This is a genomic window from Pseudoalteromonas sp. NFXS53, assembly GCF_056629255.1.
Genome location: NZ_JBWVBR010000006.1, coordinates 44,525 through 64,773, shown reverse-complemented (window position 1 = coordinate 64,773; position 20,249 = coordinate 44,525). Strand labels below are relative to the sequence as shown.

Below are 20,249 nucleotides of genomic sequence, written 5' to 3'. Positions count from 1 at the left end.
AAAGGTCAATCAGAATTGACTAAAGGTTAAATTTAATCGAACAGCCTTGTCAGTTGATACTTTTAAAAATGATTTTCCATGTAAATGAGTAGTACGCCACGTTCGATCCGTTAATTCAATAGAATCCTGCCAAGAAATTAGAGCAATATCATCTAATTGTAGTTCAGCGTTGCCATTTTGTGGAGGCGAATGAATAAACGCGAAACGGATACCTCTAGGCGGTAAATTCTCTGGGCCCAATACATTGCTGTCATCTGGCAGCTCGAAGTCGATATTAAATGACTGCCAATCAAACTCTCCACCTTCTAATACAGATAAAGTTTGCTCTGAGAAAATAAGTGAATCCTCAGAAGTTAATATACTTAAATCTAATTCTAATTGACCAGCATTGATACCTTTAGCATACCCGTAAAGTGTATGTTTATGAAAGACTTTACTCACGTCATCCGCAGGAGTGAGTGGAAAAGCCCGTATCGTTTGCTTAAACGGTACGCGAAGGGCAAAGTTATCAAATTGATCTCTCGTTAAGCATAACCCTTGATTGCCTCGGTATGCACCAGTCAGACATGGCGCTGTATCTTCATTAGAATGATCCCAGTGATTTATTTCAAACTGCGTATCATCATTATCCCAATCTTCGAAATCACCAAATACTAATAAATCTCTGCCCAAGGTTAGTGAAGTGACCTCAACATCAGTTGTTATTTGGCTCAAAAAGCTATGGCTAGGTGCCAAAAGGCGCAGATCTATAATATGTTCACCAGGTTCAAGTTCGATAACTTCTTGCTTTAATTGCGTCGCAGCAATTTGTTGAGAGAATAAAACGTCAGCATACCCTTGCCTGGGGATCACTGAAACATGATTTGAGAATTCAGCAACACGTTTTATTAAGTAATTACTTAAATCACCAGAAATGAGGCGAGGTTTATATTCCTCGATATAAATAGGGTAGGCTCTTGCTGAGCTTACTTTAGGGGTGGTGTTTTTATTAACTCGAACTTCAACAGCAAGGCCTAAAACTGTTTCTAATCGGTTTTGATCAAACACAAAATTACCAAGTCCTAAGACAGTTGGTATGCCATCATAGACGTCAAAGCCTTGTGCAACGTGAGGGTGGTGGGTCACCATTAAGTCAGGTTTTTCTTCGAGCTTAGAAATCAGGTTATAGCGATTCTCAATATAGTCTGTTTGGGCATAAGAATACTCATCGCCACCGTGTAATTGTATGACGGTGAAATCACTATTCTCTTTGCTTAACTGCAATGCTTCAGCTAAGGACTTTGAATCAGATAAATCAGCTGCGCCACCTTTTTCTTCGTTTGCGACATAGGTCACCGCATGATCGCCACCACGAATTGAAGTGGCAGACACTAGACCTAGGGTCGTTCCCTTAACGTTTTCAAAGACCGGAGCATAAGCATTCACTTTATTTAGACCTGCACCACTGTGAAGAAGCCCAGCCTCTGATACAAACTTTAGAGAGTCATTTAGCCCATCTAATTGGTAATCGTAAACGTGGTTGTTACCCAGTGCGACATAGTCGATACCAATTGACTTTAAACCCTCTAACGTTTCAGGTAGAGAGAAAAAAGAAAACTCTTTTGTTGGATGAACACTTACTGGCTGATTGAGTACTGGGGATTCTAAATTTACAGAAGCAAAATCTTGATTAAAAAAGAGGGGCTTTACATGTTGAGTGATTTCAATTGCTGCAGTTGCAGCGTTTGACTTATTGATTAAGGCATCTGGTAAATCGGGCACCGAGTTATTCATGGTCGTGATGCTTGGGTCCATAAAGCGGCGGCCAAACATAGTGTCACCGGCGAAAACCAAACTGATTTCATTCTCTACTTTTTTAGATAGAACTATGACTTCGCTGTCATTTGCCGGAGAAATGTTTATGGTTGAAAAGAGAATATGATAATCGGGATGGATAATCTCAACGGGGTAATTACCTAAAGTAAACGTATCTAGATGCACTATGCCTTGAGCATTCGTTTGGTATAAGTTTCCTGCTATTTTCACATCTAAGTTAGCGACAGGGGTACCTGTTGAATCTTTCACTTTGAAAGAGAAAGGAATAATGGCTTCAACAACCTTGTCACGCTCATCTTTTTCTTCTTGCTGCTGCTCAGAAGGGCCTGTTTCATATGGGTCTTCAACTGAACACGCTGATATGAATATGAGAAGCAAATAAGCTGTAACATGGTTAACAAATTTTTTGGGGTAGCTAGTTAATGACATTTAAAACTCACATATATCAGTCGTTAGTATTATAAAATATTTGTTCAGTTTTATGCAATTGTTAAATTTGTATCCAATATGTGGACTTTTCAATTCATAAAATAGCTTATTCAAAGAATAAGTACAGTGAAACGTTCAATAATGTTTACATTTTTCTAGTCTGACGACTATTCTTAGAGTATCATTTCGCCGTGTCATATATAGCCCTGTTTGAGGAACAAATGCGTCTTGAAATCCTGTGTGCCGATCGGATAGGAATTGCACAAGAAGTTTTGAATATATTGGTAAATTATCAGGTTGACCTTAAGGGCATTGAGGTCGATTCGGTCAATTGCAAAATGTATGTCAGCTTCCCACCTATCGAGTTTGAACAATTTCAGAAAATAATGCCTGAGATTCGCCTAATTGATGGTGTTGAAGATGTGCGTACTACTGCTTTCTTACCTTCTGAGCGAGAACATAATGAGCTTAATACTTTATTAAGTGCGCTACCCGATGGTGTGATATCTATCGATGCAAAGGGGTGGGTTCGTCATTGCAATGACGCAGCTTGTAAAGATCTTAGTTTGAGCCTAGACGATGTGTTGGGTGAGAATATTAATAACCTTCTAAAAGGCTTTAACTTCACACGTTGGCTAGAAGGTAAAGAAGTATTAGGGCAAACCACGCGTGTTGAAGTAGGTGGTGAAGATTATATTGCTGACATCTTACCGATCACTGTGCCACAAAAACCAGATGGCGATATTCTTGCCGGTGCGGTGATTAATATTAAATCGCAAAGCCGTCTCGGCCAGCAAGTCAGTGCCTTCAGACGATACGGACAAGAAAGCTTTGCAACTATTCACAGCAATAGCACCGCGATGCGCCGTGTTGTGCGAGAAGCGCGCAAGATGTCTCAATTAGATGCACCGATCTTGATTACCGGTGAGACAGGCACGGGTAAAGAGTTGTTGGCTAGAGCATGTCACTACGCATCAAATCGTTCAATTAAACCTTTCATCGCTTTGTCATGTGCTTCTTTACCTGATGATGTTGCAGAGTCAGAGTTATTTGGGTACGCAGGCTTTGAAGAGAATGCTGCGCCAAAACGCGGCGTGTTAGAGCAAGCCGATGGCGGCACAGTCTTTTTAGATGAAGTGGGCGAAATGTCGACCCAATTACAGACAAAACTGTTGCGCTTCTTGCAGGATGGCACGTTTAGAAAAGTCGGTGATGAAAATGAAGTTAAAGTTAATGTCAGGATTATTGCAGCGACACAGAAAGATCTACCTGCGATGGTTCAAGAAGGTTCTTTCAGAGAGGACTTATACTACCGTATCAATGTACTAACTTTGGATATCGCACCTCTTCGCGATAGAAAAGCTGATATCGGGCCACTTACAGAGCACTTTATTCAAAAGTATGCACAGCAAAATGGTCAGCCTGCACCAACGCTCGCGCCAGATTGTTTAGTCTTTTTGGAGCAATACCCTTGGCCTGGTAATGTGAGACAACTTGAAAATGCAGTGTATCGCGCAGTTTCTTTACTCGATGACAAAGAACTTCGTGTTGAGCATATGCAATTACCAACATTCACCCATGAACTAGGGTATTTGGAATCTGATTTTGAAGGCACTTTAGAGCATGCAGTTAAACGTTTTGAAGCTACTTTATTGAGGAAGCTTTATCCGGCGTACCCTAGCTCTAGACAGCTCGCTAAAAGATTAGGGCTGAGCCATACCGCAGTGGCAAATAAATTAAGAGAATACGGTATAAACAGAAAGACCGTAAAAGTTTAACTTTATTTGGCTAACTAGCTTACTAAGATATGGGACTACTTTTTAGCGCCCATATCTTTTGTTACACCATCTATCTTGATGTTATCGATTCCTTTTTCATTAAACTTAATCTGAATACTGACGTTATTTTTAACCAAAAAGTAATCAACTTTATTAAGAGAAAGCACATAGTTACCTTTTACTGGCACCTTAAATTCTTTCTTCTTTAAAGTAATTGTTTGTTCACCAAGTTGCCATTCAAAACTGTCAATAAACCCAGCATTGAATTCTTGAACCCATACTTTTTCATCGTCTTTACTGAGTGTAAGGGCAATAGAATATGACTCAGGCAAACTAGACATGTTGTAGGTCTTTTTGCCTATTCTAAATGTTTGCTTTTGATCATCCCAAGCAAAGCCAAACGCAAAAGCTTTGTCCATGCCAGTTGGGTAAGTGATTTTTCCTTTTCCCTCAAAATCAAAGTTGGCAAAAACACAGGAAGAAAAGAGCAAGCTGGTAAGCACAAAAGGATACAATTTCATATTAGGTTTCTTGTAAGAATAGTTATCTTTTAAGACTAGTGGAGCAAATACGGCTTAGCAACAATTTATTGTGAGTAACTAAGCTTATGTTAAACTTTATTTTTTATTCACTGGTTGGACCATAAATGAACCTGTATTTTAGGCTGATACTGCTACTTTTAAAGATTAAAAGAAATAATAAATACAAAGGCTTACTGGATGTTAGCGACATAGATTTTAAAGTAATGCCTAGTGACTGCGATATTAATATGCATTTGACCAATTCGCGATATCTTGCCTTTATGGACTTAGCTCGAACTTGGATGACAGAAGAGATTGGCCTATTTAAGGTAGTGATGAAGCGTCGCTGGTTTCCAATTGTTAATGCAACTGCCATTACTTATATCCGAGATATAAAACCGCTTGAATCATTTAAAGTCAGTACTCAGTTAGTAGGATGGGACCATAAATATTTTTACATAGAGCAAAAGTTTACAACGGCGAGAGGCCTTCATGCGATAGCTTATGTGAGAGGGGTGTTTAAAAGTAAACAAGGTATCGTCTCTGTTGAAGATATGCTTGCAGCAGCAAATTACTCGGGCCCGGCTCCTGTATTATCGGAAGAAATAGAACATTGGAAAGCGATGTTAGAGGCGAAGAAAAGCAATAATAAAAAAGGCCACTGATTGTGGCCTTAGGGATCGAGAAAGTAACTGTATTTTTTGCTTAGAACTTGTACTTAACACCTAGCATCGCAACAACAGGGTCTAGCTCTACGTCTGATGTTAGTGCTTTTGCACCGTTTGCATATACTGTTGCGTCAGTGTTGATATCAATTTTTGATACCATACCATGTACACCCCACTTTTCATCAATGTCATAATTGAAACCTGCTTGAAGTGCGATGCCGAAAGAGCTATCAAGTTCAACCTTTACATCATCAGTTTTCAGTGTTGCTTTAAGCGCTGCGCTTGGGTCTTCACTGAAGAAAACCGTATAGTTTAGGCCTGCACCTACAAATGGGCGAAATTTCGCTGTTGAATCAAAAAAGTGATACTGAGCTAAAAATGTAGGTGGTAGGTGTTTAACCTTAGCGATTTCAGCACCAGCAAGACCACCTGCACCATTTACTGTATGAGAAAATGGGGTCGCTGCAACTAATTCAAATACAATGTTATCAGTGTATTTATAATCAAAAGTAATACCCAGCTGTGTATTTGAATCTGCTACTAATCCAAGTGCTTTATTTTGATCAATAGCTGAAGCTGTGTCGCTAGGGTTAACATTAATAAGACCAACATTAACGCTTAATTTAGCTTGTGCTAAAGGAGCGGCTACTAGAAGAGTAGTAAGTAGAGCTGCGCCAAGTTTTTTCATTTTCATCTCCTGATGCCTTTGCAAGGTATGTAATTTTTTTCTTGAAGCCACTATAGGCCAGTCCAGAAAACGAAAACTGTTCTAGATCAATTTTTATTTCAGGTTATTTCAGAAATTTTTGAAACTTTGATTTAGATTAATTTTTGGGTGTCAAAATCAATTTTTACATGCGGTGAAGACTTAAAATTGCAAGTAAAGTGACACACGAATGCAATACTGCAACGTTTAAATAACATTCAATCTTTTGTGTATAAACGAACGTTATGATTAGTGCAGCTATTGAAAACAAAACGGACCTTGAAGTCATAGATTTTCTACAAACCTTGATCAGGGCCAAATCAATCACCCCCGATGATGCAGGTACTTTAAGTTGGCTGTCTGAGCAACTGAGTCAACTTGGGTTTGACATAAAGGTTTTGGAAGTCAATGGAGTTAAAAATTTAATTGCCGCAAAACAGTTCGGTTGTGGGCCGAACTTAGGCTTCATTGGTCATGTCGATGTAGTGCCCGCCAATTCTGATGGGTGGAAGAGCTGTCCATTTTCAGGGGAGATATTTGAAGGTTGTATTTATGGAAGAGGCGTTGCTGATATGAAAGGCGGTATTGCAGCTATGCTATCCGCGACCAAAAAAATGCTCAATCAAACATCACCTCAAGTAGGCAGCTTATATTGGTTAATTACTTCTGACGAGGAAGGGGAAGCTGAATATGGCAGTAAGGAAATCGCTGCATATCTGGCGAAGAACGATATAGTACTTGATGCATGCCTTGTCGGTGAGCCTACCGCAGATAAAATTGCTGGAGATACCATAAAAAATGGGCGTAGAGGCGCGCTATCAGGTCGTATTCGTATAAAAGGAAAAGCTGGGCATGTTGCTTACCCTGAAAACAGTGTAAATGCAGCACATATTAGTGGCAATGTAATCAATAGTCTGACCAACATTGTTTGGGAGTTGGATGAATATGGCTCTAAGACGGGGCTACAGATAACAGGGCTGCAGGTTAATAACAGTGTAGACAATATTATTCCGGACAACTGTGAGATTACTTTTAATGTCCGTTATAGCCATAACTATGATAGCAAGACAATTATAAAGCTGGTTGAGCAGGCGTTAGTTGAAAACCAAACATATATATACTGTGAATGGGAAAGGCCCTGTGAGTCTTATTACACTGGGCATAAACAAGATAATTGCTTCTTAACCTTGGTTGAGCGGGCGATTTATGACACCTGTGGTCAATACCCTAAACTGACCACTGCCGGAGGTACATCGGATGGCCGCTTTTTTGCAAATAGCCATACTCAAGTCATAGAGTGCGGGGTAGCTAATGCAACCATCCATCAAGTCAATGAGCGTATCGAAATAGCTGATTTAATTCAGGTGAAGCAAATCTATTATGCTATTTTAAAAGATTATTTTAACTGCAAATAGTCGTTGTGCTCTGTTGCATTTGTTTACAACTCTTTTTGGTTATGTGCTGTTCATGATTTGGGAAAGTGAGTAATATTGTAAGTACATCATTTTCATATTGTTGGACACCATAAGCTTACGTTATCATGCAAGGAAGAATGACAATAAATACAGCTTTAATAAAAACAATGAAAAAAATAACAACTCTGTTGCTATGTTGTTTTTGCTTCTTTTCTAATTTAAGCCACGCAGATGAACATCTTGAAAAAGACGAATTGCTATGGCAATTCAGCTTAGGCACGTTTTGGGTCGATTCAACCATGACGCAACTCGTGGGGGCCAACTCCCACTTTAGTGCACCTGGCTTATTGATTGATGCAAAAATCGAATATAAAAACTTTTACTTGAACACCCACTCAGGCGATTTCTACGGAGGCTCAGATCTGGGGTACCAATTAGTCATTGAAGATGGTTGGGGCATTGATGCCATTTTAGGCAGCTACCAGCAACCGTTTAATGAAAGTGGCTATTATGAAAATGAAGACCAAGTGCCTGAGCTTGCTGGTATCAAAGAAAGAGAGCATGATCTGTCTCTTGGTTTTGCTTATTACTTTAATCACGGAGAATTTCAAACCGTCACAGAGCTTGTATTTGATGTGTTTGGAGACAGTGATGGCTGGCTATTTCATTTTGATACAACTCGTAACTTCGAGCTACGTAACTGGGATGTTTGGTTAAATATAGGCGCAAACTATTATTCATCTGCTTTTATTGATTATTATTATGGCATTGATGCAGATGAAGCGACTGCATTCAGACCTGAATATGTAGTAAGTAATACTTCATCACTTTATTTACAGTTACAGGCAGATTATCCAATAGCTCAAAATTGGGTATTCAGTGCTGGTGCGTCAGGTTTTATTTATTCATCGCACATTGTAGAAAGCCCAATTGTTCACTCCAGACACGCTCGTGTCTTTTTTGCAGGAGTGAAGTATGTATTTTAAAATGATCTCATTTTGTTCGTTGCTTGTGACTTCGATGAGTTATGCACAAACAAAAGATGAAGGACCAACCGAGATCTTAAACGTCATGCCTAGCAAGTGCGTGGCGTTGAATGAAGGGCGAACCTGCTATACCGATGTGAAGTTTGCTGTCACAGCGCCTGATATTGGTGACTACTGTTTAAGAGTAAGTGGAACGAAGAAGATCCTTCAGTGTTGGGCAAATACTAAAACATTTATTTATACGCTGAATTTTGGCTCAACTGAAAGTATTAGCTATGAGCTTATCTCTAAGCAAAAGAGGGATACCTTGGCTGTCACCACCATCGAAGTGAACTGGGTACATAAGATTAAGTCTAAAAAACGTCGTTGGAGAATATTTTAAGGAAGACAAACAGTCTTCCTTTAAATTTGGATGCCCAATAGAGGAGGGCTAAAGCATTGAAAAAGCTTTAACGTAGGAACTATTGACACTGCTCAATCAGTTCACGTAAATGCTGACCGACATCCTGAGTTTTATTTTGGCCCTGTTCAAGTAAGTTTGTTAATTGAGTTTGTAATTCTGATAGCTCGTATTCACCGAGTAAAGTTTTGAGGTAATCAACGGTTTCAGCTCCATGCTGAAGAAGTTGACCGATTGTTTCTAAGCTGAGCTCTTGTTCGGTTAAGTTATTGATTGTATCAACTAACCCAGCCAAGTCAGCACTATCTTGAAGCGCGCCCTCAACTTCTACCAAAGCGCCCATAGGATCTGCATCTAAGCTAGTAGCAACACAGGCTGCGACACTGCCTTTTTCAGCTGATGCTGCAACAGCTTGTAAGCCTTGCTCACGAATAGCTTCGATTGCAGCCTTTAATTCTTGATTTTCAGATAAGTATTGCTGTTCAATCTGTGCTTTCGAACTTTCGAAAACATCACAGCCAGTCAAAGACACGGTAAAAATACCTGCAAAAAATAATGCTTTTTTCATTTATGTTCCTAATAAGCGAATTTCTTACAGTTTACGGATCTGAACGCAATTTTCCATTCAATTGAGTCGTCATACTTCGCTTATTTCGATAATACTGCATAGATACTACATTACTAACTCCATGAACTTGCGTTTGTACCATATTAGTGAAGACAAACAGTATACTTTGCCAAGCTTTGCGCACTGCGAGTGTAAACTTAGATTTTAATGTGGTACTTAATGCCATAAGGAAAACTTCTCGAAAGACATTTACTTGGTGCTTATCTTGAAAAAGCCGGCTTAAATAAGCTCGATTTTTCTCTATATATAGCCAAATGCTCTGTTGAGAAGTTAAGTGTTCAGTAAGAGAGCAAATGTATTGTTTTTGATCAAAAAGATTAGAGCAAGAAATATAAGTGGGCAGTTTCTTTTTAACTAATAAATTAAAGTAAGTGAAGAAATGCTCAAAATCATTGCAAATATCTTTACTCGAAGTGGTTAACAACTGAAATTGGTAAGGTGATAAACTCATAGTGAGTGCCTCATAATATTAGGCACGTCCATTTGCATTAATCTTTATACCATCTAACTTGATGATATAGGCCTTTATAAGCGCTTAATAAAAAGTATAGAGGGCTTTAAAGTTTTTGAACTAAAAATTCAGGAGTTTCTGCTTTTTACTCATAAATAAATAAATCAAGGCGTATTTATTTGCTTTATGGTTGCTTATTTATGGAACACTCCCTATAATACAGCCTGTTTTTGCAGTAGTAGTGCTGCACGTTGGCGCGGGATGGAGCAGCCTGGTAGCTCGTCGGGCTCATAACCCGAAGGTCGTCGGTTCAAATCCGGCTCCCGCAACCAATTTTAGAAAACATTGTTTATGTTTTCTTACTCTGGTAGCGCGCATTCATTGTAATGCGCGTTTTGCGTTTATAGCGTTCGTATTTAGCGCTGGCGTGACCAAGCTAGGCCTCAGGCCGCACAGTTTTGTATATAGTGTGACGCCCCGCTTGGTCCGGGGCGTTGTTGTATCTAAAGCTTGCTAAAGGTACATGATTACTCTGGGCATTTTGCCCTTTTTTTGTTTGTATGGAGGATATTTGTGTCAAAAATCGAGCTAGAATTAACAGCTATGCTAGAGCCTGCTGTTGAAGCATTGGGATTCGAACTTTTGGGTCTAGAGTTTGTGCAAGCCGGTAGACACTCAACTCTACGTGTTTATATCGAACATGAAAATGGCATCACGGTTGATAACTGTGCTGATGTGAGTCGCCAAGTAAGCGCGATTTTAGACGTTGAAGATCCGATTACAAATGAATACGACCTTGAAGTGTCTTCACCAGGTGTTGATAGACCGCTTTTCAAGCCTGCTCATTATGAGCAAGCACAAGGTGAAGAATTAAGAGTTCGTACCAAGCTTCCTCAAGATGGAAGAAGAAATTTTAAAGGTGATTTAGTTGCTGTATCTGGTGACATGATCACTCTCCAAATCGATGGGCAAGATCATATGATCATGCTTAGCAATATTGAACGTGCCAACATCATCGCAAAATTTTAATAATTAGAGCGAAGGACAAGGGCAAGCGAGGCATTATTATGGCAAAAGAAATACTTTTAGTAGCAGAAGCCGTTTCAAATGAAAAAGCGGTTCCTAGAGAAAAAATCTTTGAGGCGTTAGAATTTGCATTAGCAACGGCAACAAAGAAAAAGCATGAAGGTGAAATTGAAGTACGCGTTTCAATTGACCGTAAAACGGGTGAATACGATACTTTCCGACGTTGGATGGTAGTAAACCCACAAGAAGATGGTTCATTAGAAAATCCATTTTCTGAAATCACTTTAGAAGCTGCACGTTATGATGATGATAGCGTTGAGCTAGGTGATTTTGTTGAAGAGCAAATTGAGTCAATTAAATTTGACCGTATTACTACGCAAATGGCGAAGCAAGTAATCGTACAAAAAGTCCGTGAAGCAGAGCGTGCACTGGTAGTTGAAGCTTATAAAGACCAGCAAGGTGAGCTAGTAACCGGTGTGGTTAAGAAAGCAACGCGCGATGCAATTGTCATTGATTTAGGTAACAATGCTGAAGCCGTGATTTATCGTGAAGATATGTTACCACGCGAAAGCTTCCGCCCAGGTGACCGTGTTCGTGGTTTATTATATGAAGTTAAACCAGAAGCACGTGGCGCGCAATTATTTGTAACGCGTTCTAAGCCTGAGATGCTAATGGAATTATTCCGTATTGAAGTGCCTGAAATTGGTGAGGAAATGATTGAGCTTCGCGGCGCTGCTCGTGATCCTGGTTCACGTGCTAAAATTGCAGTGAAGTCAAATGATAAGCGCATTGACCCTGTGGGTGCATGCGTGGGTATGCGTGGTGCGCGTGTACAAGCGGTTTCGACAGAACTTGGTGGCGAGCGTGTTGACATTGTGCTTTATGATGATAACCCAGCTCAGTTTGTTATCAACGCAATGGCGCCAGCAGAAGTTGCATCAATTGTAATGGATGAAGATTCTCGTTCAATGGATATCGCTGTAGAAGCTGATAACCTTGCACAAGCAATTGGTCGTAATGGTCAAAACATCCGCTTAGCTAGTCAGTTAACGGGCTGGGAACTAAATGTGATGACAGTAGAAGATATGGAAGCGAAGAACGCGGCTGAATCTGATAAACTGATCAACTTATTTACTGAAAACCTAGACATCGATGATGACTTTGCAACTTTGCTTATTAATGAAGGTTTCTCTTCACTTGAAGAAGTTGCTTACGTGCCTGCGGCTGAGTTCTTAGAAATCGATGGTCTTGATGAAGATACAGTTGAAGAGCTACGCAATCGTGCAAAAGATGCACTAACAACAAGTGCTCTGAAAACTGAAGAAAGTCTTGAAGGCGCAGAGCCTGCTGAAGATTTACTTGCTTTAGAAGGGTTAGAGCGTCATCTTGCATTTGTAATGGCAAGTAAAGGCGTTGTAACACTTGAAGATTTAGCAGAGCAAGGTATTGACGAATTAGTAGAGATTACTGAACTTTCAGAAGAACAAGCGGGTGAGCTTATCATGGCTGCTCGTAATATCTGTTGGTTTGGTGAAGACGCATAAATTTATTAACGGAGGTAACACACACTATGGCAGAAGTAAGTATTGAAAAACTGGCCGAAACTATTGATACATCTGTTGATAAACTGTTGCAGCAATTAAGTGATGCTGGGATCAGCAAAAGCAATGGTGATATGGTCACTGAAGCTGAAAAAGCACAATTACTTGATCATTTGAGCAAGCAGCACGGTGGTAAAGGTGCTGAAGGCCCAGAGCGTATGACATTGCAGCGTAAAAGCAAAAGCACTTTAAGCGTGAAAGGTTCGACAGGTAAAGAGAAATCTGTACAAGTTGAAGTTCGTAAAAAGCGCACTTATGTCAAGAAGAGCGCCGTTGAACAGCAAAAAGAGCAAGAGCGTTTAGCGCAAGAGGAAGCTGCTCGTAAAGAAGCTGAGTTGAAAGCTCAGCAAGAAGCTGAACAAAAGGCGAAAGAAGAAGCAGAGCGTAAAGCAAAAGAGGATGCTGAACGTAAAGCTAAAGAAGAGGCAAAGCGTAAAGCTGATGCTGAACGTAAAGCCAAAGAACAGCAGAGCAAGCAAGTGGATACAGAACAGCAAGAGAAAGATCGTTTAGAGGCTGAAAGATTGCAGAAAGAAGCAGAAGAAGCAGCATTGAAAAAAGCTGAAGAAGAAGCAAAACGTCAAGCAGAAGAAGCACGTCGTTTAGCTGAAGAAAACGAAGCACGCTGGAAAAAGGAAGAAGAAGAGCGCAAGAAGCGCGAAGAAACAGCAGATCACCATATGACTACATCAACATATGCTCGTGAAGCCGAAGATGAGTCAGATGCGCGTGAAGAAAAGAGTGCACGTCGTAAGAAGAAGAAGAAAGGTCCAGCTAAAGCTGAAGCACCAGCGAGAGGCCGTAAAGGTAAGCTGAAAGCACCTACTTCTTTACAACATGGTTTCCAAAAGCCAGTTGCTGACGTAAAACAAGAAGTTCGCATCAGTGAAACAATCACAGTTGCTGAGCTTGCATCTCGCATGGCGGTTAAGGGCGTTGAAGTCGTTAAAACCATGATGAAGATGGGTGAAATGGTTACTATTAACCAAGTACTTGACCAAGAAACAGCACAGGTTGTTGCTGAAGAAATGGGCCACAAGGTTGTTCTTGTTAAAGAGAACGAGCTAGAAGAAAAAGTACTAAATGACCGTTGTGAAGGTTCAGCTGAGCTGAAATCTCGTGCACCAGTTGTAACGGTTATGGGTCACGTTGACCACGGTAAAACGTCAACACTTGATTACATTCGTTCTAAGAACGTGGTATCAGGTGAAGCGGGTGGTATTACCCAGCACATCGGTGCTTACCACGTTGAAACTGAAAACGGCATGGTTACTTTCCTGGATACTCCGGGTCACGCAGCGTTTACTTCAATGCGTGCTCGTGGTGCGAAAGCAACTGATATCGTAATCCTAGTTGTTGCTGCAGATGATGGCGTAATGCCACAAACAATCGAAGCGGTACAGCACGCTAAAGCGGCTGAAGTACCACTGATTGTTGCTGTAAATAAAATTGATAAAGAAACAGCTGATCCAGATCGTGTTAAGAATGAACTTTCTCAGCATGATGTAATTCCTGAAGATTGGGGCGGTGACGTACAGTTTGTTCACATCTCAGCGAAAACAGGTCAAGGTGTTGACGACCTTCTTGAAGCGGTGTTAATGCAAGCAGAGTTACTTGAACTTACGGCAGTGCATGACGGTATGGCATCAGGTGTAGTCATTGAATCTCGTCTTGATAAAGGTCGAGGTCCTGTTGCTTCTGTACTCGTTCAGTCAGGTACGCTTAAGCAAGGTGATATTGTACTTTGTGGTCTTGAGTACGGCCGTGTTCGTGCAATGAAAGACGAAGATGGTAAAGACATCAAAGAAGCAGGCCCTTCAATTCCAGTAGAGATTCTAGGTCTTTCTGGTGTGCCAGCTGCAGGCGATGAAGCGACTGTTGTTAAAGATGAGCGTAAAGCCCGTGAAGTAGCACTTTATCGTCAAGGTAAATTCCGTGATGTTAAACTTGCTCGTCAGCAGAAAGCGAAGCTTGAGAATATGTTCACTAACATGACTGAGGGCGATGTGTCTGAAGTTAATGTGGTACTTAAAGCGGACGTTCAAGGTTCAGTTGAAGCGATTTCAGATGCACTAGTGAAGCTATCAACAGATGAAGTTAAAGTGAAGATTGTTGGTACTGGTGTTGGTGGTATCACCGAAACTGATGCAACACTTGCTGCAGCATCTAACGCGATTGTTGTAGGCTTTAACGTTCGTGCTGATGCTTCTGCTCGTAAAGTAATTGAAGCTGAAAGCCTAGACTTACGTTATTACAGTGTAATCTACCACTTAATCGACGAAGTTAAGCAAGCGATGTCTGGTATGCTTGCACCTGAATTCAAGCAAGAAATCATTGGTCTTGCTGAAGTGCGCGATGTGTTTAAGTCTCCTAAAATTGGCGCAATTGCCGGTTGTATGGTTACTGAAGGTGTTGTTAAACGTAACAATCCAATCCGTGTACTTCGTGATAACGTTGTTATCTACGAAGGTGAGCTTGAATCACTACGTCGCTTCAAAGATGACGTAAATGACGTTCGTAACGGCATGGAATGTGGTATCGGTGTTAAGAATTACAACGATGTACGCGTAGGCGACCAAATCGAAGTATTTGAGATTGTAGAGATCCAGCGTAGCCTGTAATCAACTGCTATACTGATTTACAAAAATGGGGGCATTTATATGCCCCCATTCGTCTATTAGATATATGAATAAAACTATTACTAAAATCAATGGTTTAAATTACAAGTAGGTGATAATGAGAGAATTTTCTCGTACTGACAGAGTTGCACAGCAAATTCAAAAAGAAATCGCTGTGATCTTACAAAGAGAAATTAAAGATCCACGTTTAGGTTTTGTGACGGTTTCTGCCGTTGAAGTTTCAAGAGACCTTTCATACGCGAAAATCTTCGTGACTGTGTTAAATACCAGTGATGAAGATAAAACCAAACAGAGCGTTCAAATACTGAATGATGCAACGGGTTATATTCGTTCTATTTTAGGTAAACGTATTCGCGCTCGAATTATGCCTGAGCTGAAATTTGTGGTTGATACATCTCTTCTGGAAGGTATGCGTATTTCTAACTTAGTTGACTCTGTGATCCGTGAAGACAATGCGAAGCGCGGCCCAGAGGAAGAAAGCGAAGAGTAATTAGCATGGCGAGACGCTCTAAAGGTCGCCCGGTTGATGGCATTTTACTTCTTCATAAACCAGAAGGCATTTCTTCAAATAAAGCACTTCAACGCGCGAAAGGTATTTATTTCGCGCAAAAAGCAGGTCACACAGGGGCACTAGACCCACTTGCAACAGGTATGCTACCAATTTGTTTTGGTGAAGCGACTAAGTTCAGCCAGTTTTTACTTGATACTGATAAAACGTACGTTGTTAGAGCGAAGCTAGGCGAACGTACCACCACCTCAGACTCTGACGGTGAAGTAGTCGAAACACGTCCAGTTGCAGTGACGCGAGAAATGCTTGAAGAGCAAGTTGCTAGCTTTTTAGGTGAATCAGATCAGTACCCTTCGATGTACTCGGCGTTGAAATACGAAGGCAAGCCTTTGTATTTTTATGCAAGGCAAGGTATCGAAGTGCCACGCAAATGTCGCAAGATCAATGTGTTCAGTTTAACACTTGACGAATATGACGCAGAAAATGAAGAAATTCAAATGACGGCGCATGTGTCTAAAGGCACTTATATTCGCACGATTGTTGACGACTTAGGCGAAAAACTTGGTTGTGGCGCTCATGTGATTATGCTTCATCGCTCGAAAGTGGGCCATTATCCAAGTGATAAAATGCTGACACTCGAGCAACTTGAAGAAAAACTTAATCAGGCGAAAGCAGAAGATTTACCTGCAAGTACGTATCTTGACGAATTTCTATTACCAATGGATACCGCACTCGTTGATTTACCTTGTATTGAAATTGATAAAGCACAAGGCATTGCATTTGGCCACGGTCAAACGGTAAGTTGTGGTGAGTTGCCAGAAGGTCCGATTAAAGTTGTTGCCAATGGGCAATTTGCCGGTGTGGGTGAACGTAATGATCAAGGCCTACTAAAAGCAAAACGCGCACTTTCAAGTCAACAAGATTAAATACTAGAGTTTAGGTGTGAATGTTGATAAACTACGCGCCGCTTCCCGCTTTGGCTGAATTAGTGATCGGCTAAAGCACAATTTAAATTTATTTTGGAGTTATTATGTCACTAAGCAACCAAGAAAAAGCAGAAATCGTAGCAAAATTCGCACGTGCAGAAGGCGACACTGGTTCACCAGAAGTACAAGTTGCACTTCTAACTGCTGACATCAACAAGCTACAAGGTCACTTCGCTAACCACAAGCATGATTTCCACTCACGTCGTGGTCTTCTTCGTAAAGTTAGCCAACGTCGTAACCTTCTAGACTACCTAAAAGGTAAAAGTGTTGAGCGTTATTCTGCACTAATCAAAGAGCTTGGCCTACGTCGCTAATCTTTTTGTTTATGTTGGCTTTTTAGTCAATGATAAAAAAGGGGCCTAATCGCCCCTTTTTTTGTGGGTATTCTACAAGTATACTTACTCGCACTTGGCAATTTTGCCGAGTGAACGCCGACGCGTTAGCCAATTGTAGTACTTAAGCAGATTTATTGAGTCTGCTTAAGACTGTAATTGGTGATTGTTGGCGTTTTATTTTGTTTTAAATAAGGAAAATATTGTGCAAGCAATTATTAAAGAATTTCAACTAGGTCAACATACAGTGACCCTAGAAACAGGTGCAATTGCACGTCAAGCAGACGGTGCGGTTCTAGCTAGTATCGGTGACACTTCAGTATTAGTGTCTGTTGTTGGTAAGCGTGAAGCAGCACCAGGTCAAGACTTCTTCCCACTAACAGTAAACTACCAAGAGCGTATGTACGCTGCTGGTCGTATTCCTGGTGGTTTCTTAAAGCGTGAAGGTCGTCCAAACGACGGTGAAACATTAATCGCACGTCTTATCGACCGTCCAATTCGTCCACTTTTTCCAGACGGTTTCGTAAACGAAGTACAAGTAATTGCAACAGTTGTATCTGTAAACCCTGACATCCAGCCTGATATGGTTGCGATGATTGGTACGTCAGCAGCACTTGCTATTTCTGGTATCCCATTCAACGGTCCACTAGGTGCGGTTCGTGTAGGTTACACTGATGGTCAATACGTACTTAACCCAACACTGACTGAGCTTGAATCAAGCAAGCTAGACCTAGTTGTTGCAGGTACTGAAAACGCAGTATTAATGGTTGAGTCAGAAGCTGAAGTACTGACAGAAGAAGAAATGCTAGGTGCAGTTGTTTATGGTCATGAACAAGCACAAGCTATCATAAAAGCTGTTGAAGAATTCAAGGCAGAAGCTGGCAAACCAGTTTGGGATTGGGCTGCGCCTGAAAAGAACGTAACACTTTCTGATAAAATCGCTGCAATCGCAGAAGAGAAAATTGGCGCTGCTTACCTGATCACTGACAAAGTGGCTCGTAAAGAAGCGCTTTCTGCTGCTAAAGCAGAAGTTGTTGAAAAGCTCACTGCAGAGCTTGCTGAAGATGAGTCTTTAGATGAGCAAGAAGTTGGTAAGCTATTTGGTTCTTTAGAGAAGAAGACAGTACGTGGTCGTATCATCGCGGGTGAAAAGCGTATCGATGGTCGTGAACCAGACATGGTTCGTGCACTAGACGTAATGACAGGTGTTCTACCTCGTACGCACGGCTCTGCTATCTTCACACGTGGTGAAACTCAGGCGTTGGTTACTGCAACATTAGGTACTGAGCGTGATTCACAGCTAATTGACGACTTAACTGGTACTCAAAAGAACCACTTCATGTTGCACTACAACTTCCCTCCATTCTGTGTAGGTGAAACTGGTTTTGTAGGTTCTCCTAAGCGTCGTGAAATCGGTCACGGTAACCTAGCTAAGCGTGGTGTAGCTGCAGTGCTTCCTACACTTGAAGAATTCCCATACTCAATCCGTGTAGTATCAGAAATCACTGAATCAAATGGTTCATCTTCAATGGCTTCTGTATGTGGTACGTCACTAGCGCTTATGAACGCGGGTGTACCAGTTAAAGCTTCTGTTGCGGGTATTGCAATGGGTCTAGTTAAAGAAGGCGAAGATTTTGTTGTTCTTTCTGACATCTTAGGTGATGAAGATCACTTAGGTGACATGGACTTTAAAGTAGCTGGTACTAACGCGGGTGTAACTGCACTTCAGATGGATATCAAGATTGAAGGTATCACTAAAGAAATCATGCAGATCGCACTTAAGCAAGCAAAAGCGGCGCGTTTACACATCCTAGGTGTAATGGACCAAGCGATTGCGGCACCTTCAGAAGAGCTTTCTGAATTTGCACCGCGTATCTACACAATGAACATTCCACCGAAGAAGATTGCAGATGTGATCGGTAAAGGTGGCGCAACAATTCGTCAGCTTACTGAAGAGACAGGTACAACAATCGAAATCGAAGATGACGGTACAGTTAAAATTGCTGCAACAGATGGTTTAAGTGCAAAAGATGCTATCGCACGTATCGAAGCGCTTACTGCAGAACTTGAAGTTGGTACGCTTTACAATGGTAAAGTTGTACGTATCGTTGACTTTGGTGCATTCGTTAACGTACTTCCTGGTAAAGATGGTCTTGTACACATTTCTCAGATCAGTGAAGAGCGTGTAAACAACGTGTCTGATCACCTATCTGTAGGTCAAGAAGTTAAAGTTAAAGTACTTGAAGTTGACCGTCAGGGCCGTGTTCGTCTGAGCATAAAAGAAGCGGTAGAGAAAAAAGCAGACGCTGAACAAGAAAAGCCAGCTGAATAATCTGTTTTCTCTCAAGTAACAATGAAAAGGGGCTGTTAGGCCCCTTTTTTTATGTTTTAATGGCACTTATCGCTATTTCGAGTGTCAGCATATAAAGACGGTTCAGTTTGCTGATATCATATAAAGGAAGCCAATGAAGTTAAAATCATTTCTACTCGCATCAGTGGTTGCGATGACCTTAGCGGGTTGTCAAACAACCTCAGATAAACAAACGGCTAAGTCGGTGGCTAATGTACCTTTAGGAGTCCCATTAGCGCCAAATTATAGAAATGAAATTGAAATTGCTCGTTATTCGGAGCTGTTGCTCTCTCCTGAAATTAATAATGACCAAAAAGCAGAGTTGTTTCTGAGACGAGGTCGACTCTATGACAGCGTTGGTTTATCAACCTTGGCGCGTATTGACTTTAATCGTTCAGTCCAGCTAAAGCCTGATCTAGCTTCTGTGTATAATTTTTTAGGCATCCACCATACACTTGCGCAGGATTTCGGTAAGGCTTATGAAATGTTTGATGCGGTGTTAGAGTTAGACGAAGACCATCAATATGCGTATCTTAATCGTGGTATAGCCCTTTACTATGGTGGTAGACCAGAGCTTTCTAGCCAAGATTTAGAGGCATTTTTAGCACGCTCTCCAGCTGATGCTTATCGTGTTATGTGGGTATATTTAGCGCAAGCAAAAGTAGATGCCAGTGCCGCTTATGAACAACTGAAAGCAAATAGCCAAGCACTTAACCCAGATGAGTGGTCTACTCAGCTTGTACAGCTATACTTAGGTCAACTAACCGAAACTCAGTTTTTAGCACAGATCACAGAGGGTGTAGCAGGGCAGCAGCAATATGCAGAGCGACTCTGTGAAGCATATTTTTACTTAGCAAAGCTTTATCAAGCAAGAGGCAAAGAGGCTGTTGCGGTTGACTTCTTTAAACTTGCGCTGGCTACAAATGTATTCGAATTTGTCGAGCATAAATATGCTCGATTAGAACTAGAGCTTTTTGCCGGTGTTAAAGCTGGCTAAGTATTTTTGGTCT

18 protein-coding genes and 1 tRNA gene are annotated in these 20,249 nt (G+C 41.0%); 14 read left to right on the top strand and 5 right to left on the bottom strand.

From position 1 onward, the window contains the following. Window positions 1-9: 9 nt before the first annotated feature. Window positions 10-2,244, bottom strand: a complete 2,235-nt coding sequence (locus AC1HJP_RS08465) for a CapA family protein (RefSeq protein WP_480361437.1) — start codon at window positions 2,242-2,244, stop codon at window positions 10-12. Window positions 2,245-2,465: 221 nt separating this feature from the next. Here AC1HJP_RS08465 and tyrR point away from each other — a divergent pair, with 221 nt between their 5' ends. Beyond that, window positions 2,466-4,022, top strand: a complete 1,557-nt coding sequence (tyrR, locus tag AC1HJP_RS08460) for a transcriptional regulator TyrR (protein ID WP_138483239.1) — start codon at window positions 2,466-2,468, stop codon at window positions 4,020-4,022. 35 nt (window positions 4,023-4,057) lie between these two features. Here tyrR and AC1HJP_RS08455 read toward each other — a convergent pair whose 3' ends face one another. After that, window positions 4,058-4,543: a hypothetical protein gene (locus AC1HJP_RS08455; protein ID WP_480361436.1), complete on the bottom strand. Its 486-nt coding sequence runs from the start codon at window positions 4,541-4,543 to the stop codon at window positions 4,058-4,060. A 125-nt stretch (window positions 4,544-4,668) separates the two neighbouring features. Between AC1HJP_RS08455 and AC1HJP_RS08450 the strand changes: the two genes are divergently transcribed. Beyond that, on the top strand, window positions 4,669-5,208 hold the full coding sequence (locus AC1HJP_RS08450) for a thioesterase family protein (protein ID WP_480361435.1): 540 nt from the start codon (window positions 4,669-4,671) through the stop codon (window positions 5,206-5,208). Between the two features lie 40 nt (window positions 5,209-5,248). Here AC1HJP_RS08450 and AC1HJP_RS08445 read toward each other — a convergent pair whose 3' ends face one another. Continuing rightward, entirely contained in the window at window positions 5,249-5,899 is a 651-nt protein-coding gene (locus tag AC1HJP_RS08445) for an OmpW/AlkL family protein (protein WP_480361434.1), read from the bottom strand. Window positions 5,900-6,162: 263 nt separating this feature from the next. Here AC1HJP_RS08445 and dapE point away from each other — a divergent pair, with 263 nt between their 5' ends. The 3 genes from dapE (at window position 6,163) to AC1HJP_RS08430 (ending at window position 8,700) form a co-directional block, all read left to right on the top strand. After that, on the top strand, window positions 6,163-7,332 hold the full coding sequence (dapE, locus tag AC1HJP_RS08440; protein WP_480361433.1) for a succinyl-diaminopimelate desuccinylase: 1,170 nt from the start codon (window positions 6,163-6,165) through the stop codon (window positions 7,330-7,332). 167 nt (window positions 7,333-7,499) lie between these two features. Continuing rightward, window positions 7,500-8,318 (top strand): MipA/OmpV family protein, encoded by an 819-nt coding sequence (locus AC1HJP_RS08435; protein ID WP_480361432.1) that lies wholly within the window; start codon window positions 7,500-7,502, stop codon window positions 8,316-8,318. Then, window positions 8,308-8,700 carry a DUF3019 domain-containing protein gene (locus AC1HJP_RS08430; RefSeq protein WP_480361431.1) on the top strand — a complete coding sequence of 131 codons (393 nt, stop codon included), beginning with the start codon at window positions 8,308-8,310 and terminating at the stop codon, window positions 8,698-8,700. Before AC1HJP_RS08435 ends, AC1HJP_RS08430 begins: the two co-directional genes overlap by 11 nt. A gap of 79 nt (window positions 8,701-8,779) precedes the next feature. Here AC1HJP_RS08430 and AC1HJP_RS08425 read toward each other — a convergent pair whose 3' ends face one another. After that, a complete protein-coding gene (locus AC1HJP_RS08425) occupies window positions 8,780-9,286 on the bottom strand; it encodes a hypothetical protein (protein ID WP_421965132.1) in 507 nt (168 codons plus the stop codon). Window positions 9,287-9,317: 31 nt separating this feature from the next. Then, the gene (locus tag AC1HJP_RS08420; RefSeq protein ID WP_480361430.1) at window positions 9,318-9,797 is read right to left on the bottom strand and encodes a hypothetical protein; all 480 of its coding nucleotides are present in this window, start codon (window positions 9,795-9,797) and stop codon (window positions 9,318-9,320) included. Window positions 9,798-10,052: 255 nt separating this feature from the next. Here AC1HJP_RS08420 and AC1HJP_RS08415 point away from each other — a divergent pair. From AC1HJP_RS08415 to nlpI, 9 genes are all read left to right on the top strand, one after another. Continuing rightward, a tRNA-Met gene (locus tag AC1HJP_RS08415) sits at window positions 10,053-10,129 on the top strand. A 241-nt stretch (window positions 10,130-10,370) separates the two neighbouring features. Further along, window positions 10,371-10,826: a ribosome maturation factor RimP gene (gene rimP / locus AC1HJP_RS08410; protein ID WP_390447777.1), complete on the top strand. Its 456-nt coding sequence runs from the start codon at window positions 10,371-10,373 to the stop codon at window positions 10,824-10,826. 38 nt (window positions 10,827-10,864) lie between these two features. Beyond that, window positions 10,865-12,367, top strand: coding sequence for a transcription termination factor NusA (gene nusA / locus AC1HJP_RS08405; RefSeq protein WP_480361429.1), 1,503 nt, complete (start codon window positions 10,865-10,867; stop codon window positions 12,365-12,367). Window positions 12,368-12,393: 26 nt separating this feature from the next. After that, a complete protein-coding gene (infB, locus tag AC1HJP_RS08400; protein ID WP_480361428.1) occupies window positions 12,394-15,045 on the top strand; it encodes a translation initiation factor IF-2 in 2,652 nt (883 codons plus the stop codon). A 115-nt stretch (window positions 15,046-15,160) separates the two neighbouring features. Further along, the gene (gene rbfA, locus AC1HJP_RS08395) at window positions 15,161-15,553 is read left to right on the top strand and encodes a 30S ribosome-binding factor RbfA (RefSeq protein ID WP_480361427.1); all 393 of its coding nucleotides are present in this window, start codon (window positions 15,161-15,163) and stop codon (window positions 15,551-15,553) included. A gap of 5 nt (window positions 15,554-15,558) precedes the next feature. After that, entirely contained in the window at window positions 15,559-16,497 is a 939-nt protein-coding gene (gene truB / locus AC1HJP_RS08390; RefSeq protein ID WP_480361426.1) for a tRNA pseudouridine(55) synthase TruB, read from the top strand. Between the two features lie 104 nt (window positions 16,498-16,601). Continuing rightward, the gene (gene rpsO, locus AC1HJP_RS08385; protein ID WP_010385052.1) at window positions 16,602-16,871 is read left to right on the top strand and encodes a 30S ribosomal protein S15; all 270 of its coding nucleotides are present in this window, start codon (window positions 16,602-16,604) and stop codon (window positions 16,869-16,871) included. Between the two features lie 223 nt (window positions 16,872-17,094). Further along, the gene (gene pnp, locus AC1HJP_RS08380; RefSeq protein ID WP_480361425.1) at window positions 17,095-19,221 is read left to right on the top strand and encodes a polyribonucleotide nucleotidyltransferase; all 2,127 of its coding nucleotides are present in this window, start codon (window positions 17,095-17,097) and stop codon (window positions 19,219-19,221) included. A gap of 133 nt (window positions 19,222-19,354) precedes the next feature. Continuing rightward, a complete protein-coding gene (nlpI, locus tag AC1HJP_RS08375) occupies window positions 19,355-20,236 on the top strand; it encodes a lipoprotein NlpI (protein ID WP_480361424.1) in 882 nt (293 codons plus the stop codon). Window positions 20,237-20,249: the final 13 nt, after the last annotated feature.

Coding starts and splice junctions, on each gene's coding strand:
- tyrR (WP_138483239.1), top strand. CDS start 2,466: ATGCGTCTTGAAATCCTGTGTGCCGATCGGATAGGAATTGCACAAGAA.
- AC1HJP_RS08430 (WP_480361431.1), top strand. CDS start 8,308: ATGTATTTTAAAATGATCTCATTTTGTTCGTTGCTTGTGACTTCGATG.
- AC1HJP_RS08420 (WP_480361430.1), bottom strand. CDS start 9,797: ATGAGTTTATCACCTTACCAATTTCAGTTGTTAACCACTTCGAGTAAA.
- nusA (WP_480361429.1), top strand. CDS start 10,865: ATGGCAAAAGAAATACTTTTAGTAGCAGAAGCCGTTTCAAATGAAAAA.
- truB (WP_480361426.1), top strand. CDS start 15,559: ATGGCGAGACGCTCTAAAGGTCGCCCGGTTGATGGCATTTTACTTCTT.
- AC1HJP_RS08435 (WP_480361432.1), top strand. CDS start 7,500: ATGAAAAAAATAACAACTCTGTTGCTATGTTGTTTTTGCTTCTTTTCT.
- AC1HJP_RS08425 (WP_421965132.1), bottom strand. CDS start 9,286: ATGAAAAAAGCATTATTTTTTGCAGGTATTTTTACCGTGTCTTTGACT.
- dapE (WP_480361433.1), top strand. CDS start 6,163: ATGATTAGTGCAGCTATTGAAAACAAAACGGACCTTGAAGTCATAGAT.
- rpsO (WP_010385052.1), top strand. CDS start 16,602: ATGTCACTAAGCAACCAAGAAAAAGCAGAAATCGTAGCAAAATTCGCA.
- rbfA (WP_480361427.1), top strand. CDS start 15,161: ATGAGAGAATTTTCTCGTACTGACAGAGTTGCACAGCAAATTCAAAAA.
- infB (WP_480361428.1), top strand. CDS start 12,394: ATGGCAGAAGTAAGTATTGAAAAACTGGCCGAAACTATTGATACATCT.
- AC1HJP_RS08445 (WP_480361434.1), bottom strand. CDS start 5,899: ATGAAAAAACTTGGCGCAGCTCTACTTACTACTCTTCTAGTAGCCGCT.
- nlpI (WP_480361424.1), top strand. CDS start 19,355: ATGAAGTTAAAATCATTTCTACTCGCATCAGTGGTTGCGATGACCTTA.
- AC1HJP_RS08465 (WP_480361437.1), bottom strand. CDS start 2,244: ATGTCATTAACTAGCTACCCCAAAAAATTTGTTAACCATGTTACAGCT.
- AC1HJP_RS08455 (WP_480361436.1), bottom strand. CDS start 4,543: ATGAAATTGTATCCTTTTGTGCTTACCAGCTTGCTCTTTTCTTCCTGT.
- AC1HJP_RS08450 (WP_480361435.1), top strand. CDS start 4,669: ATGAACCTGTATTTTAGGCTGATACTGCTACTTTTAAAGATTAAAAGA.